Annotated in this window: 15 protein-coding genes; 6 read left to right on the forward strand and 9 right to left on the reverse strand. The window is 71.3% G+C overall.

What is annotated here, in order from left to right; all coding sequences use genetic code 11:
• The first annotated feature begins 7 nt into the window (after positions 1-7).
• Entirely contained in the window at positions 8-1,306 is a 1,299-nt protein-coding gene (locus ACLZOT_RS36610) for a 3-oxoacyl-ACP reductase (protein WP_416973468.1), read from the forward strand.
• Positions 1,306-2,172, forward strand: a complete 867-nt coding sequence (locus ACLZOT_RS36615; protein WP_416973469.1) for a MaoC family dehydratase — start codon at positions 1,306-1,308, stop codon at positions 2,170-2,172. Before ACLZOT_RS36610 ends, ACLZOT_RS36615 begins: the two co-directional genes overlap by 1 nt.
• 133 nt (positions 2,173-2,305) lie before the next feature.
• Here the strand turns inward: ACLZOT_RS36615 and ACLZOT_RS36620 are convergent, their stop codons facing one another.
• From ACLZOT_RS36620 to ACLZOT_RS36655, 8 genes are all read right to left on the reverse strand, one after another.
• Positions 2,306-2,965 (reverse strand): TetR/AcrR family transcriptional regulator, encoded by a 660-nt coding sequence (locus ACLZOT_RS36620; RefSeq protein ID WP_416973470.1) that lies wholly within the window; start codon positions 2,963-2,965, stop codon positions 2,306-2,308.
• A gap of 87 nt (positions 2,966-3,052) precedes the next feature.
• The gene (locus tag ACLZOT_RS36625) at positions 3,053-3,358 is read right to left on the reverse strand and encodes a DUF4229 domain-containing protein (RefSeq protein ID WP_416973471.1); all 306 of its coding nucleotides are present in this window, start codon (positions 3,356-3,358) and stop codon (positions 3,053-3,055) included.
• An 83-nt stretch (positions 3,359-3,441) separates the two neighbouring features.
• Positions 3,442-3,966, reverse strand: coding sequence for a GNAT family N-acetyltransferase (locus ACLZOT_RS36630; protein WP_416973472.1), 525 nt, complete (start codon positions 3,964-3,966; stop codon positions 3,442-3,444).
• A 104-nt stretch (positions 3,967-4,070) separates the two neighbouring features.
• Positions 4,071-5,234: an aminofutalosine synthase MqnE gene (gene mqnE / locus ACLZOT_RS36635; RefSeq protein ID WP_416973473.1), complete on the reverse strand. Its 1,164-nt coding sequence runs from the start codon at positions 5,232-5,234 to the stop codon at positions 4,071-4,073.
• A gap of 69 nt (positions 5,235-5,303) precedes the next feature.
• On the reverse strand, positions 5,304-5,759 hold the full coding sequence (locus ACLZOT_RS36640; RefSeq protein WP_055723956.1) for an Lrp/AsnC family transcriptional regulator: 456 nt from the start codon (positions 5,757-5,759) through the stop codon (positions 5,304-5,306).
• Between the two features lie 172 nt (positions 5,760-5,931).
• Positions 5,932-6,591 (reverse strand): UbiX family flavin prenyltransferase, encoded by a 660-nt coding sequence (locus ACLZOT_RS36645; RefSeq protein WP_416973545.1) that lies wholly within the window; start codon positions 6,589-6,591, stop codon positions 5,932-5,934.
• Positions 6,592-6,805: 214 nt separating this feature from the next.
• On the reverse strand, positions 6,806-7,708 hold the full coding sequence (gene mqnP / locus ACLZOT_RS36650; RefSeq protein WP_416973474.1) for a menaquinone biosynthesis prenyltransferase MqnP: 903 nt from the start codon (positions 7,706-7,708) through the stop codon (positions 6,806-6,808).
• The gene (locus ACLZOT_RS36655; protein ID WP_416973475.1) at positions 7,705-9,156 is read right to left on the reverse strand and encodes a menaquinone biosynthesis decarboxylase; all 1,452 of its coding nucleotides are present in this window, start codon (positions 9,154-9,156) and stop codon (positions 7,705-7,707) included. Before ACLZOT_RS36655 ends, mqnP begins: the two co-directional genes overlap by 4 nt.
• Positions 9,157-9,394: 238 nt before the next feature.
• Here ACLZOT_RS36655 and ACLZOT_RS36660 point away from each other — a divergent pair, with 238 nt between their 5' ends.
• From ACLZOT_RS36660 to ACLZOT_RS36675, 4 genes are all read left to right on the forward strand, one after another.
• On the forward strand, positions 9,395-9,793 hold the full coding sequence (locus ACLZOT_RS36660) for a PLD nuclease N-terminal domain-containing protein (RefSeq protein WP_416973476.1): 399 nt from the start codon (positions 9,395-9,397) through the stop codon (positions 9,791-9,793).
• A gap of 75 nt (positions 9,794-9,868) precedes the next feature.
• Positions 9,869-10,477 (forward strand): DinB family protein, encoded by a 609-nt coding sequence (locus ACLZOT_RS36665; RefSeq protein ID WP_416973477.1) that lies wholly within the window; start codon positions 9,869-9,871, stop codon positions 10,475-10,477.
• 122 nt (positions 10,478-10,599) lie between these two features.
• A complete protein-coding gene (locus ACLZOT_RS36670) occupies positions 10,600-12,576 on the forward strand; it encodes a zinc ribbon domain-containing protein (RefSeq protein ID WP_416973478.1) in 1,977 nt (658 codons plus the stop codon).
• A 66-nt stretch (positions 12,577-12,642) separates the two neighbouring features.
• A complete protein-coding gene (locus tag ACLZOT_RS36675) occupies positions 12,643-14,916 on the forward strand; it encodes a protein kinase domain-containing protein (RefSeq protein WP_416973479.1) in 2,274 nt (757 codons plus the stop codon).
• Here ACLZOT_RS36675 and ACLZOT_RS36680 read toward each other — a convergent pair.
• Positions 14,913-15,827, reverse strand: a complete 915-nt coding sequence (locus ACLZOT_RS36680; RefSeq protein ID WP_416973480.1) for a transglutaminase-like domain-containing protein — start codon at positions 15,825-15,827, stop codon at positions 14,913-14,915. The two genes, ACLZOT_RS36675 and ACLZOT_RS36680, sit on opposite strands and share 4 nt — an antisense overlap.
• Between the last annotated feature and the right edge of the window lie 136 nt (positions 15,828-15,963).

The raw sequence follows: 15,963 nt of genomic DNA on the forward strand, positions 1-15,963 counted from the left end.
GACGTACATGGCCGACCGCTATCTGAGCTTCACCGCCACCGCACCCGGCCGGTTCCTCACCCGTCGGCTCGGCCTGCCGCAGCCCGCGGCGCTCCTGCGCTTCTCACCCGAACGCCCGTCCCTCACCGGCACCTTGGCCCACCTTACGGCCGGTACGTCCGCGCTGGACCTGGCATCCGTCCTCGCCCGTACGGGACTTGGCACCGGCTCCGGCGATCCGGGGGCCGTCGTCCTCGACGCGACCGGCGTGCGGGACGTCGAAACGCTCGCGGAAGTGCACACCGCCCTGCATCCCGTCGTCCGGTCCGTCGCCGCGAGCGGGCGGATCGTCGTGCTGGGGGCGCCACTTGACGCCGCCGACCACCAACAGGCCGCCGTACAGCAGGCGTTGGAAGGGTTCACCCGGTCGCTCGGCAAGGAGATCGGGCGCGGGCGGACCGTGAACCTCGTCCGCGTCACCGACGCCGGGGCCGCCGAATCGACCCTGCGGTTCCTGCTCTCGCCCAAGTCCGCGTACGTCAGCGGGCAGGTGGTCGAGGTGGGCGGCGGCCCGGTGTTCGACGGGGACTGGGAGCGGCCCCTCGCCGGGCGGACCGCCCTGGTCACCGGGGGTGCACGGGGCATCGGCGCCGCCGTCGCCGAGACCCTCGCCCGGGACGGCGCCGAGGTCGTCGTCCTCGACGTGCCGCAGGCCGAAGAGGAGGCGCGGCGGCTCGCGGAGCGGCTCGGCGGGCGCGCACTCGCGCTGGACATCACCGCCACCGACGCCGGGGAGCGGATCGCCGCCGAACTCCCGGGCGGGCTCGACGTGTTGATCCACAACGCCGGGATCACCCGCGACCGGCGGCTGGTCAACATGCCCGCCGAGCGGTGGAGTTCGGTGCTCGACGTCAACCTCGCGAGCGTGCTGCGGACCACCGACGCGCTGCTCGGCAAGGGGGCGCTGCGGCCGGGCGGGCGGATCGTCGCGACCGCCTCCATCGCCGGGCTCGCGGGGAACGCCGGGCAGACCAACTACGGGGCAAGCAAGGCCGGGATCGCCGGTCTCGTACGGGCGTTGGCGCCGCGCGCGCTCGCCGAGCACGGGGTGACCGTCAACGCCGTCGCGCCCGGGTTCATCGAGACGAAGATGACCGCCGCCGTGCCGCTGTTCATCCGGGAGGCCGGGCGGCGGATGAACTCCCTTGCGCAGGGCGGGATTCCGGCGGACGTCGCCGAGACGACGGCGTGGCTCGCGCATCCGGCGTCCGGGGCCGTCAACGGGCAGGTCGTGCGGGTGTGCGGCCAGAGTCTGCTGGGGGCCTGATGACGACGCTCGCCGCCATTCCCTCGCTGGTCCCCTCCTTCGTCCGGGGTGCGCTCCTCTCCCCCTTCAAACGGCCGCGTCCCGACGCCGAGTTCGCGCGGGAGCGGGTCGTCGTTCCCAGGCTGCGGATCGATCTCGCGCGGCTGTCGGCGTACGAGCGCGTCTGCGGGTTCGCCACCGGGGACGACTCGCTGCCGGTGACCTATCCGCACGTCCTCGGGTTTCCGCTGGCCATGCGGCTGATGAGCGCGCGGGGTTTTCCGCTGCCGCTGCTGGGGCTGGTCCACACGTCCATCGAGATCAGCCGGTACGGGACGCTCGCCGCGACCGGGGTGTACGAACTCGGTGTGCACGTCGAGGAGTTGGCACCGCACCGGCGGGGGACCGAGGCGACGGTCGTCACCGAGCTGCGGCGCGGCGGGGAGGTCGTGTGGGAGTCGCACAGCACGTACCTCGCACGGCACCGGACGACGGGCGTCGCGGGCAAGGCGGCTGACGGTCCGTCAGATCCATGCCCCCTGCCCGTACTGGACGAGTGGCGGCTCGCCGGGGACGTGGGGCGGCGGTACGCGGCGGCCTCCGGGGACCGCAACCCCATCCACCTCTACACCTTCACCGCCCGCCTCTTCGGGTTCCCCCGGGCCATCGCCCACGGCATGTGGACGGCCGCGCGCTGCCTCGCCGCGCACGGGACGCCGCCGGCGGTACGGGTCCGGGCGGAGTTCCGGGCACCTGTGCTGCTGCCGTCCGCCGTGGTGTTCGCGTCGGACGGGGGACGGTTCGAGCTGCGGGGACGGCCCAGGGAGGGGGAGGCGGGGCGGGTGCATGTGAGCGGGCGGGTGGATCCGCTGGTGGAAGGGGGCTGAGGCGGGCGGGGAGCTGCTCGGGGTCTACCCGGGGACTGCTCCAGAGCTGCCCGCCGCGCGGAGCGTGGCGCCGGGACGGGGCGCCGGGACGGGGCCAGGACTACCCGGGTAATACCCGCGAGCCACTCCACCCCTACTGCTCCACCCCCAGCTCCGGCGCCGACCACGTCCTCCGTCCCTCCATCAGGTTCGCCAGCCCCGACCACGCGAAGTTCATCAGTGTCGTCGCCGCCTCCCGTGCGGTGACGCCCTCCGTGGTGTTCGCCCAGTCCGCGAGGGACTCGGCGGCGCCGACCAGGGCCTCGGCGAGGCCGGCGACCTCGCGTTCGGGGAGGTCGGGGTCACGGTGCGCCTCGCGGGCCGCGGCGACGATGAGGCCGGTGACGAAGGCGACGATCTCCGCACGCATCGCGGCGACTTCGAGGGCGAAGCGCTCGCCGTGGGTGCGGGCCTGGAGGTGGAGGACCGACCAGGCGTCCTGGTGCTCAGCGGTGTGCGCGAAGAACCCTCGCAGCCCGTCCCAGAGTTGGCGGTCGGCGGGCAGATCCGTGCCGACCGCGGAACGGATCGCGGCGATCAGCGCGGCGGCCTCGCGGCGGATGCACGAGGTGAAGAGGTCGTCCTTGGAGTTGAGGTACAGGTACACCAACGGCTTGGAGACACCGGCGAGTTCGGCTATCTCGTCCATCGAGGCGGCCATGAAGCCCCGGCGTCCGAAGATCCGCACTGCGGCGTCCAGCATCTGCTGCTCACGGACCGCGCGCGGCATCCGCTTGGTCTTCACGGCACCCATGAACCAAGGTTAGGGCCTGCCCGGCGGATCAACTCCCCCTCGGGCGGCGATGCTTGGATCAACCACCGACCGGACCGGCGGGGTGGATCAGGAGGTCTGGCCCTGTACGCGCGGCGCCGCCTCGTCGGTCTCGGCGTCCTCCTGGGTGCGGTTGGCCTCCAGGTTGGCCTTCATCCGGTCCACGCGCGCGACGACGTTCTCGGAGGCGCGGTCCCGCTCCCCGCGCAGGACGACGAAGCTGATCGGCGCGGAGAGCACCAGCGCGAGCAGCACGACCCACATGAAGTTGGAGTCGCCGAGACCGCGCGGGACGATCCCGGAGTAGACGAGACCCCAGACGACCCCGAGGCAGCCCACGAAGATCCCGAGGCGCATCAGCGTGTAGCGGAGCATGGCAACCCCCTCCTTATGGTCTTTCGGTTCGAAAAGGTCCGTCGTCCAGTCAACCACGCCGTACGGGCGATCTTGGACGGGGGTCAGAGGAGGGGAAGCAGCATGACGACGTCGTCCCGGTCGTCCCCGGGAGCTACGCGGATCGCGTCCGGTATACGGCCGACCTCCTTGTACCCGTACGACCCGTAGAACCGCTCCAGGCCGAGGCCGCCCCGGCAGGTGAGGCGGATCGCCTCGATGCCGTCGAGGGAGCGGGCGGCGGACTCGGCGGCGGCGAGCAGGTCGTGGCCGTAGCCCTTGCCCTGGTGGGAGGGGTGGACCATCACCGTGTAGAGCCACAGCCAGTGCGTCATCAGGCGGTGGGTGTTGAGGCTGAGGAACGCGGTCGCGGCGACCTTGCCCGTCTCGTCGTGCCCGACCAGGAGCCGTACGCGGCCCTCCGCCATCTCCGCGAGGTGCTTGAGCAGCGCCGGGCGGACGGTCTCCCGGTCGACCGGGGCGACGAAGCCGACGGCGCCGCCCGCGTTGGAGACGTCCGTCCAGAGGCCGAGGACGCCGTCACGGAGGTCGGGGGTGACGGCGGGGTCGAGGGTGAAGGTAAGGGTCACGAGACCATCGTAGGACTTACCCGGCTAGTACCGGACGACTACTCGGTCACACCCCTGAAGCCCTCGGCCCCGACCCGTCGGTCTACGGCTCCAGTACCTGGGAGTCACACCCGCATCGGCTGCGGCGACTCCCGGCGCAGCGGGTCCGGGCCGTCGTACTCGCGGATGATCTCGTAGCGCGTGTTGCGCTCCACCGGGCGGAAGCCGGCGTCGCGGATCAGGTCGAGGAGGTCGTCGCGGGTCAGCTTGTTCGGGGTGCCGAAGTTGTCCGCGTCGTGGGTGATCTTGTACTCGACGACCGAGCCGTCCATGTCGTCCGCGCCGTGCTGGAGGGCGAGTTGGGCGGTCTGTACGCCGTGCATCACCCAGAAGACCTTGACGTGCGGGACGTTGTCGAAGAGGAGGCGGGAGACCGCGAACGTCTTCAGGGACTCGGCGCCGGTCGCCATCCGGGTGCGCTCCTGGAGGCGGTTGCGGACCTTGCCGTCCTTCACGTCGACGAAGTCGTGCTGGTAGCGCAGCGGGATGAAGACCTGGAACCCGCCGGTCTCGTCCTGGAGTTCACGCAGCCGCAGCACGTGGTCGACGCGGTGGCGGTGCTCCTCGATGTGGCCGTACAGCATGGTGCACGGGGTCTTGAGGCCCTTCTCGTGCGCCAGGCGGTGGATGCGCGACCAGTCCTCCCAGTGGGTGCGGTGGTCGACGATGTGCTGCCGGACCTCCCAGTCGAAGATCTCGGCGCCGCCGCCGGTCAGCGACTCCAGGCCCGCGTCGATGAGTTCGTCGAGGATCTCGGAGGCGGACAGGCCGGAGATCGTCTCGAAGTGGTGGATCTCCGTCGCCGTGAACGCCTTCAGGGAGACGTCCGGGAGGGCCGCCTTCAGCTCGCGCAGGGACCGGGGGTAGTACCTCCAGGGGAGGTTGGGGTGCAGGCCGTTGACGATGTGGAGTTCGGTGAGGTTCTCCGACTCCATCTCCGTCGCCAGCCGGACGGCCTCCTCGATGCGCATCGTGTACGCGTCCTTCTCGCCCGGCTTGCGCTGGAAGGAGCAGTACGCGCACGACGCCGTGCACACGTTGGTCATGTTGAGGTGGCGGTTGACGTTGAAGTGGACGACGTCGCCGTTCTTGCGGGTCCGCACCTCGTGCGCGAGGCCGCCGAGCCAGGCCAGGTCGTCCGACGCGTACAGGGCGAGGCCGTCCTCGCGGGTCAGCCGCTCGCCGGAGCGGACCTTCTCCTCCAGCTCACGCTTGAGCCCGACGTCCATGCCTCCACCTTTCGTACGACAGCTCCCCCAAAGGTACCTGCGTGTACTACCCCCCTCCCGTAGTACCCCTCAGACCTCCTCGGGCAGCGCGCCCACCCGGTTCTCCCACTTCGTCGACAGGACGATGGTCGTACGGGTCCGGGAGACGCCCTTCGTGCCCGAGAGGCGGCGGATGATGCGCTCCAGGCCGTCCACGTCGCTCGCCCGCACCTTGAGCATGAACGAGTCGTCGCCGGCGATGAACCAGCAGTCCTCGATCTCGCCGAAGTCCTTCAGGCGGCGGGCGACGTCCTCGTGGTCGGCGGCGTCCGAGAGGGAGATGCCGATCAGGGCGGTGACGCCGAGGCCGAGGGAGGCGGAGTCCACGGTGGCCCGGTAGCCGGTGATGACGCCGGCCGCCTCCAGCCGGTTGATGCGGTCGGTGACGCTGGGTCCCGACAGGCCGACGAGGCGTCCCAGCTCCGCGTAGGAGGCCCGGCCGTTCTCCCTCAGAGCCTGGATGAGCTGCCTGTCCACGGCGTCCATGCGATTCGCGCCTTCCGATGAGAGATCCGTTCGCGCTCGACGGATCTGCGAAATTCCTGACGTGTGCCGGTGGTGAGGGCCCCCGGGGCCTCCGGTTCCCCTGCCGCCGGGCCGGCCTCCCGTAGTACTCGGGTAGACCCGTACGGGGCGTGTGTGATGCAGGGGGCGGCGCTCAGTCGGCGCGCGCGCCCCCGGCGCCACCGCCGAGTTCGCCCTTCCAGCGGCGGTAGAGGCCGTGCGGTACGCCCGCCGCGTCCAGGATCCGGCCGGCCACGAAGTCGACCAGGTCCTGGATGTGGGTGGCGCCGGCGTAGAAGGCGGGCGAGGCGGGGACCACGCTCGCGCCCGCGTCGTCGAGGCTGACCAGGTGGCGCAGGGTCTGGCCGTTCAGCGGGGTCTCCCGGACGGCGACGACCAGCGGCCTGCGCTCCTTCAGGGTGACGCTCGCCGCCCGCTGGAGGAGGTCCTTGGACAGACCGAGGGCGACTCCGGCGACGCACGCCGTCGACGCGGGCACGATGATCATCCCCTTGCAGGGGTACGACCCCGAGGACGGACCCGCGGCCAGGTCACCGGCCGGCCAGTACCGTACGCCGCCCAGCTCGACGTCGTAGCTCTGAGGTTTGCCGTCCGCGCCCCTGCCGAGCCACTCCCCCAGGTCCTCGCGCCAGTGCCCGTCCCGGAACGAGATCCCCGTCTCGTCCAGCAGGGTGAGCCGCGAGGCCCGGCTGACGACGAGGTCGACACACTCGCCCGCTGCCAGCAACGCCCGCAGGACAGCGCCGGCATACGGCGTCCCCGACGCCCCCGACACCCCCACGATCCAAGGCACGCGCTCCGTTTCTCCTGCGTTCACACCTTGAGCGTACCGGCGAGCACGAAGAGGTTCAGGACCGGCCGGGTGCCTTGGGGTCTGCGGGGAGGGCGTGGGCGGGGAGGGCGGGCCCGGAGGGGGCAGCGGGTAAGGGGTCGGCGCTACCCGGGGGGCGTACCCCTCAGGCAGTACCCCCGAGGTAGTACCCCCGCGAGCGTTCTCCCGGACGGTTTCAGACCGTCAGCCCCCGCACCAGCAGATCCAGCAGCGCGCACACGAACAGGGCGATGCCGATGAAGCCGTTGACCGAGAAGAAGGCCCGGTCGAGGCGGGAGAGGTCGTGGGGGCGGACGATCGTGTGCTCGTAGACGAAGGCGGCCGCGACGATCAGCAGGCCCAGCCAGAAGAACGCGCCCGCGTCCGTGGCCAGGGCGTACCAGACGAGCAGGGCCGTCGTGAGGGCGTGGCAGACGCGGGCGGACCAGATCGACGCCGGGATGCCGAAGCGGGCCGGGACCGACAGGACGCCGGTCTCGCGGTCCGTGTCGATGTCCTGGCAGGCGTAGATGAGGTCGAAGCCGCCGATCCAGATGCCGACCGCGAGGCCGAGGATGACCGCGTCCCAGGACCACTCGCCGGTGATGGCGAGCCAGCCGCCGACCGGGCCCATCGCCTGGGCGAGACCCAGGATGGCCTGGGGGTAGTTCGTGAACCTTTTGCCGTACGGGTATACCACCATCGGGATGACGGCCACGGGGGCCAGCGCCAGGCACAGCGGGTTCAGCAGCGCGGCCGAGCCGAGGAAGATCACGACGGCGACGAGGGCGCCCGTCCACGCGTGCCGTACCGACATCGCGCCCGTCACCAGCTCGCGGTGCGCCGTACGGGGATTGCGCGCGTCGATCTCCCGGTCGATGATCCGGTTGACGGCCATCGCGAACGTCCGCAGCCCGACCATGCAGATGGTCACGAGCAGCAGCCGGCCCCAGTGGATGTTCCGGTCGAGCTGGAACATCGCGGTGAGGGCGGCGATGTACGCGAAGGGCAGCGCGAAGATCGAGTGCTCGATCATCACGAGGCGCAGGAAGGCTTTCGTACGCCCCGGCTGGGGCACCGCGGCGGCGGACGCGCTCACAGCCCGTACTCCTTCCAGCGCCGGTCCACCGTCGCCGCCGTCTCCGGGTCCGACAGGACCATCTCCGGCCAGCCGCCGTCGCGGGTGTAGCCCTCCTCCACCCACTTCTTCGTCGCGTCGATGCCCGCCTTGCCGCCCCAGAACTGCTGGTACGACGCGTGGTCGAGGTGGTCGACGGGGCCCTCGACGACGGTGAGGTCGCGGGAGTAGTCCGTGTTGCCGAGGGCCCGCCAGGCGACTTCGTGCAGGTCGTGGACGTCGCAGTCGGAGTCGACGATCACGATCAGCTTGGTCAGGGACATCATGTGGGCGCCCCAGATCGCGTGCATCACCTTCTGCGCGTGCTTGGGGTACTTCTTGTCGATGGCGATGATCGCGCAGTTGTGGAAGCCGCCCGCCTCGGGCAGGTGGTAGTCCACGATGTCCGGCACGATGATCTTCAGCAGCGGCAGGAAGAACCGCTCCGTGGCCCGCCCGAGGGGGCCGTCCTCGGTAGGGGGCCGCCCCACGACGATGGACTGGAGCAACGGCCGCTTGCGCATCGTCACGCAGTCGATCGTCAGCGCGGGGAACGGCTCCTGCGGCGTGTAGAACCCGGTGTGGTCCCCGAAGGGCCCCTCGGGCAGCATCTCGCCGGGCTCCAGCCAGCCCTCGAGTACTACCTCCGCGGTAGCGGGGACCTGGAGGGGTACGGTCTTGCAGTCCACCATCTCGATCCGCTTGCCCGCGATGAATCCGGCGAAGAGGTACTCGTCGATGTCCCCCGGGAGGGGCGCGGTGGACGCGTACGTCACGGCGGGCGGGCACCCGAAGGCGATCGCGACCGGCAGCCGTTCCCCCTTGCGGGCGGCGACCTGGTAGTGGTTGCGGCTGTCCTTGTGGATCTGCCAGTGCATGCCGATGGTGCGCTTGTCGTGGCGCTGGAGACGGTAGAGCCCGAGATTGCGTACGCCGCTGTCCGGGTCCTTCGTGTGGGTCAGCCCCAGGTTGAAGAAGGAGCCGCCGTCCTGCGGCCAGGTGAACAGGGCCGGCAGCTGGTCGAGGTCGACCTCGTCCCCCTGGAGTACTACCTCCTGGACCGGCGCGTCCTTGACCTTCTTCGGCGGTACGTGGGTCATCGCGCCGAGCTTGCCGAAGGCTTCCCGGACGCCGATGAAACCCTGCGGCAGCTCGGGGCGCAGCAGGCCGCCGATCTTCTCGGTGATCTCCGCGTACGACTTGAGGCCGAGGGCCTTGAGGAGGCGGCGGTCGGTGCCGAAGACGTTCATGGCCAGCGGCATCGCCGAGCCCTTCACGTTCTCGAAGAGCAGCGCCGGACCGCCCGCCTTCTGGACGCGGTCGACGATCTCCCCGACCTCCAGATAGGGGTCGACCTCGGCTTTCACGCGCTTGAGGTCGCCCTCGCGTTCCAGGGCCCTGAGCAGGGAGCGAAGATCGTCGTAAGCCATGCGTCCCAGTATCGCCGAGGCGCCGTACGGACCCGCGCAGGGGCCCTTCATACCTGCGGGGTACCCGGGTAGTACCGGACGGGTACCCGCGGCGTATCCATGGGCGTACCCGTGGGCGTACCCCTGGGCGTACCTATGGGTGTGCCCGCCCCCTGCGCCGGATTTTCCCCAACCGTTACCCTGGCCCGGACACCGGGGCCACCGGGCCCCGACGCCGTTTCCTGGGGGAACCCGCCCGATGCTCAGACTGCTGTTGTTCCTGGTTCCGCTGGCGCTGATGATCTTCGCGTTCATCGACTGCCTGAACACGCCCGAGGACGAGGTGCGGCACCTTCCCAAGGTCGCCTGGGTCTTCATCATCCTGCTCTTCCCGCTGGCGGGCTCGATCGCGTGGCTCGTGACGGGCAAGGTGCGCACGCCGCCGACCGGCGGCCGTACCCCCTCCGAGTGGCACCGCAACCACCGCACGACGTGGGTGGCGCCCGACGACAACCCGGAATTCCTGAACTCCCTCAAGGAGGAGAACAAGAAGGACGAGGCGCTGCTCAAGGAGTGGGAGGCCGATCTGCGGCGCCGCGAGGAGGAGTTGCGCCGCGAGAAGCCGCAGGACGAGGAGCCGAAGAAGGACGGCGACTGAACCCTGCCGGGCGGGCGCCGGTCCCGGCCACGCAGGTCAGGGCCCGTTGTCAGTGGCGGGTGGCAGGCTGCGGGTATGACGGAGACGACTCTTCCGGACCCGAAGGCGGACCTGCTGCGGTACCTCCAGGAGGCCCGCGACGCCCTGCTGTGGAAACTGGAGGGGCTCGGCGAGTACGACGTACGCCGCCCCCTCACCCCGACCGGCACCAATCTGCTGGGCCTGGTCAAGCACTGCGCCGGTGTCGAACTCGGCTATTTCGGCGACACGTTCGGGCGGCCGTACTACCCCCAGGACCCGCCGCTGTGGTGGTACACGCGCGACCCCGAGGCGAACGCGGACATGTGGGCGACGGCCGACGAGTCGCGCGAGGACATCATCGGCCTGTACCGGCAGGCGTGGGCCCACACGGCCGCGACGGTCGCCGAACTCCCCCTGGACACGGTCGGTCTCGTCCCCTGGTGGCCGAAGGAGCGCCGGGCGGCGACCCTGCACCACCTCCTCACCCGCGTCTGCGCCGACACGAGCCGCCACGCGGGCCACGCCGACATCGTCCGCGAACTCCTCGACGGGAGCGTCGGTGAGTCCGGAAGCCGGTCGAACGTGCCGCAGGAGGAGGCGAGTTGGTGGGAGCAGTACCGGGAGAAGCTGGAGCGCACGGCACGGGAGGCGGACGGGGGGTGAGGTGACGGGGGTACGGACGCCGGGCAGGCACCGCCGCTCGGCGGCCGGCCGGCCAACGTGGGCGGGGTCGCGCGGCGAGCCGCCGACTGGGGTGGACACCATCACTCGGGAAGGGGGTCAGGATGAGCCAGAAGCTGCCGGTGGGCGCGGGTGAGGCGGCTCGTACCGCGTGTGCGCGGGGGGTGTTGCGTGGCGGGGTGGACGAGCGGACCGGTGAGGCCCTGACGGCTTCCGTGGTCGCTGAGCGGGTGGGGTGGTGTGCCGGGCTGGTGTCCGGGATGGCGGCGGGTCTGCTGGCCGGGCACTGGAATGCCTCCGATGTGGGGGCGCTGGTGTCCGGGGTGGACGGCGGGGGCCGGGCGTTGCCGTCGAACGCGTGGATGGCGCTGCGCCGCCTGGGCTGGACCGTGACGCCACCCGGGGGTGTGCGGGTCAATGACCGGATCGTGCGGATGGTGCAGGAGCAGGCCGGGCGGATGCTGCGGTCGGCGGCGTGGCGCGTGGGTCTGACGGCTGGGGTCCTGGCCACCTGGCCCGACGACCCCACCCGGCGTACGACGGTCGAGTGGGACGCGGTCCGTGAAGCGGTGCCCAGCGGCCGGTTCCTGCCCTCCAGCGTGATCGCCTCCCGCACCCGGCAGATCCAGGCGTTCACGGCGAAGAACGGACGGCTCCCGGCGGACGTGTTCGCACTCGAACCTCCGCCTCGCGCCGCACGGATGCTGCTGCTGTCGGCGTGCGACGGGCAGCAGGCCACCATCGAACGCGCCGACGAACCCGGCCGAGCCCTGCTGCGCCTGCAACTCCCCACCCGCCCCGACCCTCAGTCCTACCGGGACTGGACGTGGGTGGCCTGCCCGATCTCGTTGCCGCCGACGGTCCCGGCCGGTGCCGTGCTGCACCTGCCCACCCTCCGGGTCCATCAGGGCCGGGTACGCGCCGACCTCGCCTACACGCACGCCGTGCCGAAGACCGCCCGCACCGGACACACCATCGCCCTCGGCGTCGACTGGGGCCTCAACACCCTCCTCAGCGCGGGCGCTGTCCGCCTCCACCAGGACGGGCGGATCACCGAACTGGGCGCAGGCGCCCAGTTCCGGGCCGCCGGAGTCCTCGCCAAGCAGCACCGGCTGCGGCGCCTGTCCGAGCACCTGCATGCCAAGGCTGATCAGTACCTGCGGCTGACCGGTGGTGACGAGCGGCATCCGCTGACCGCCCGGCACGCGGTCCTGGCCGACGAGATCCGGCACGTCTCCGCACTCCGCACCCACCTCAACGACGCTCTAGCGTGGTCGGCGGCCCGCTGGACCATCGACCAGGCCATCGCCGCCGGAGCGAGTGCCATCTACGTCGAGGACCTGCGGTCATTGGAGGCCCGGGGGATGGGCCGGACCATGAACACCCGTCTCTCCCAGCAGATACGCGGCCGGATCGTGGACCGGATACGGCAGGTGGCCGCCGAGACGGGGATCGCCGTGGTCACCGTCCCGGCCCGCAACACCTCCCGGCTGTGCCCGCGCTGCCTGACCCCGCTACGGCACCGCAAAGCCCCCGACCGGCCCACCGCACCCGGCTGGAAGTGGGCCCTGTGCCCCCATACCGGCTGCGGCTGGCAGGGCGACCGCGACCACGGCGCCTGGCGGCGGATCGCCGCACGCGGCCTCACCCACCAGGCCAAGACCGTCACCGACCGAGCCAGCGGTGCCCTGGTCATCCGGTCGGTGGTGGATGGCCTCGAAGCCAACGCTGTGGTCACCTCGGCCGCACCTGAAACCGACCGGAAGGACCGGTCGAAGACCGGCCCCACCCGGCACCGAACTCCACGCCCCGCGCCCAGGCGACGCAGGGCACCCTCCCCCACCAGCTCCCAGGGCCCGGTGGGCAAGCGTCCGGAGGGACACGCACCAACGGACCGGAGAACGCTGCCCCGAGCAGCACACCGGCACCAGGACGTGACGACGACCAGCCCACCCACCACCAGCCGACACCGGCCACGCGGAGCAGCACTGGGAGCGGGATTCCACCTCCACGCCCATGCCACCGCGCCACGGTGGGATACGATCCCGGGAACTAAATCCAACTCAGGATCGCTCAGCTGATCAGAGACGCTGAACCCCCTTGCAACACCCAAACCGCACAGGCATCTTCGGGAAGGGCGACCGTACATGCCGCCGAGCAGCGGGGAATCGGGGTCCGTCGGCTCTGTCGGCGGGTACACGCTCGTCGACCGGCTCGGCAGCGGTGGCATGGGCGTCGTCCACCTGGCGCACTCGCCGTCGGGCCGGCAGGTCGCGGTGAAGGTCGTGCACGCGCAGTACGCGCAGGACGAGGAGTTCCGGGCCCGGTTCCGGCAGGAGGTCCAGGCCGCGCGCCGGGTGAGCGGCGCGTTCACGGCGCCGGTGGTGGACGCGGACCCGGACGCCGAGGTGCCGTGGATGGCGACGCTGTACGTCCCGGGGCGCACGCTGTCCGAGGTGGTCGCCGGTCAAGGGCCGCTAGGCGGGCGGGAGTTGCGGGTCCTGGCGCTCGGCCTGACGGAGGCACTCAAGGACATCCACCGGGCGGGTGTCGTGCACCGCGACCTGAAGCCGAGCAACGTCCTGATGGCCGAGGACGGCCCGCGCGTCATCGACTTCGGCATCTCGCGCGCCGCCGACAACCAGACGCTCACGATCACCGGCCGCCTGATGGGCACCCCGCCCTTCATGTCCCCGGAGCAGTTCACCTCGCCCCGGGAGGTGACGGCCGCCTCGGACGTGTTCTCGCTGGGCTCGCTGCTGGTGTACGCGGCGACGGGGACCCGCCCTTTCGACGGCGAGAGCCCGTACTTGACGGTGTATCAGGTCATGCACGAGGAACCGTCGTTGGACGGCGTGACGGAGCCGCTGCGGAGCATCGTCGAGCGGTGCCTCATCAAGGAGCCGGAGGGCAGACCTCAACTCGCGGAGCTGCAAAGGCTGTTCGAGACCCTGCCGGACACCCTGCCCGCCCCGCCGCCGGGCGACCGGACCGAGCCCGGGGGCATCGCGTACGACGCGGTGACGCAGTCCGTCGCGGTGGCCCGGCGCGGGTGGCTCCCGAAGCGGCGCCGCGGACCGGCGCCGGCCGCTCCCCGGCGCCGGGCAACGGCCCTGCTCGGTACGGGCGTTCGCCGCGTGTGGCGGATCCTCACCGCGACCGTGACCGTCGGCGTCGCCGGCATCGCGCTCCTCACCTGGGGTCTCCCCATGGGTTCGGGTGCCTCCTCGGACTCCACCGACGTCGTCGACTCCCCCGTGCTGTCCCTGCCCGCGGGCTGGGCGCCGTGGCGCACGAACCTCACGCAGGCCGTGGCCGCCGCCGACCAGGACCGTCTGACCAGCTACGACCGGCCGGGCTGCGTCCCCGACACGACCGCCGTGTACTGCACGGGCAGCGGTTTCACGGTGGCCCGGATGGACGCCGGGACGGGACGCGTGACCTGGCGGTTCGGGGTGAGCCCGCAGGCCGCGCGACCGCTCGGGGTGCGGGACGGAACGGTGTACGTCTACGAGAACCCGCCCGTCGAGTCGGACGGGGACTCCATCGAGTGGCAGTTGGTGGCGCTCGACGTGCGGACGGGCGAGCGGCGCTGGGCCCGGTCCGTCGACGCGACGCAGCCCGCCGCCCTGTTCGACGGCGGCGTCCTGGCCCTGTCGACGGACCACTCCCAGCTGATCGGCATCGACGCGACGTCCGGCAAGGACCTGTGGCGGGCCTCCACGAAGTCGTCGGCGGGCACGCGGTGTACCCCGCTGGTCGTACACGGGTCCCCCTACGGTCTGTGCAGCGACCAGGACGACCCGCTGCGCGGTGACTGGAGTCTGCTGGGGCTCGGGCCGAAGGGCTCGCGCGAACTCGCCACGCTGCCCACGGCGGTGGTACCGGTGGGGGGCCTCGCGGGTGAGCTGCTGTTCGTGCAGCCGAAGGACGAGGAGCCGCAGTCGCTGGGCGGTCTCGACGAGGCGTACACGACGTTCCTCCAGGTGGACCCGGAGACCGGCGTCGTCGAGCGGACCCCCCTCGACCAGACCGTCCGGGGTACGGCGACGCTCATCGGCTCGACCGTGTACTTCGTCCGGCCGGACGGGACGGTGAGCGCGGTCGCCGCGAGCACGGGGACGCTGACGTGGCAGGCGGACACCCAGGTCGAGAACCTGTCGAAGCCGGTGTGGTCCGAGACGTTCGACTTCCTCTTCCTCGCCAACCGGTACGGGCGGCTCGTCGCGCTCGACGTCTCCAGGGGGGACGTGCAGTGGACGACGGACAAGCTGGAGAACCCGGCCGGTGCGCCGGAGAACGTCGTGCCGAGCCTGGTCCTGGTCGGTGACGCGATCGTGGCGGTGACCGGGGACACGGCGTTCTCCGTCAGCCCGGACACCCCCGACATGGGCCCGGACGAGATCAGCGCGCCGAGCTAGCTCCGGAGAGTTACCCGGGTAGGCCCGTTGTAGGGGGCCAGGCTCAGGACCGTCTCCGGAGTGCGCAGGACGTCGTCCCCCGCGAAGAGGGCACGGGCCTCGTCGTACGGCACGTCGTCGCCCGCGATGACGGCCGCCGCCCGGTCGTACACCGCGCGGGCCTTGTCGTCGAGGGTCTGCTCCTGGTCGTAGTCGGTGTGGTCCAGGCCCCAGACGTCCCACAGGAGGGTTTCGACACGGTTGAGGGCGGCGAGGTCGAGGCGGACGCTGCCCGCGACGAAGCGTTCGCCCCACAGGGGTCCCTCCTGCGGGGGATGCAGGCCGAACTCCCGGTGGTCCGCGCCCTGTTCGCGGATCATCCGCCAGGCCGTGCCGGCCGTGAGGAAGCGGGTGCGGGGGACGTCGAAGGGGTCGAAGCCGGCGTTCCAGTGACGGGTGACGGCGGGGTCGGCGAGCTGGGCGTCCGCGAGGAGCCAGCGGCCCCGGTCCGTGTCCCAGTACTCCGTGACGACGTGGTCGCCGTGGAATTTGTCGGTGCCGAAATAGTCCGCGAAGCCCACGCGGATACGGGCGGGGGTGCCGGTGTGGCGCAGGAGCGAGCAGTACAGGAGCGCGAAGTCCCGGCAGACGCCGACGAATCGCTCGGCGGGCGGGCGGGGTTTTCCGAGCGGCGCGTCGGAGCGGGCGGCGAGAATTTCCAGGATGCCGTCCACGTAACGGGTTTCGGCGTCGTCGTGGAGGCGGTCCCCGGGAATGGTGTGGGAGAACAGCTCGCCCTCGCCGCGGTGGATGAGCAGGTCCCGTACGACGCGGGCCAGTCGGGCGGGGTCGGCGGGGAGGCCGGCGTACTGCGGGACCTGGGCTCCCGGGGTGCTGTAGGGGCTCTGGGCGAGGTAAGCGGTGAAGGGCACGCGAAATCTCCGTTCGGCGTACGGGAATTGTCGCCGGGCACGCGGGGCGCGGCGAAATAGGCCACGTATTCGAGTCGCGGCCGACGCGTCTCACGGTGTCAAAATTCACCGCTCATTGTCCAGAGCGGAAAAAGTT

The organism is Streptomyces sp. 4F14 (assembly GCF_048159485.1).
Taxonomy (GTDB): domain Bacteria; phylum Actinomycetota; class Actinomycetes; order Streptomycetales; family Streptomycetaceae; genus Streptomyces.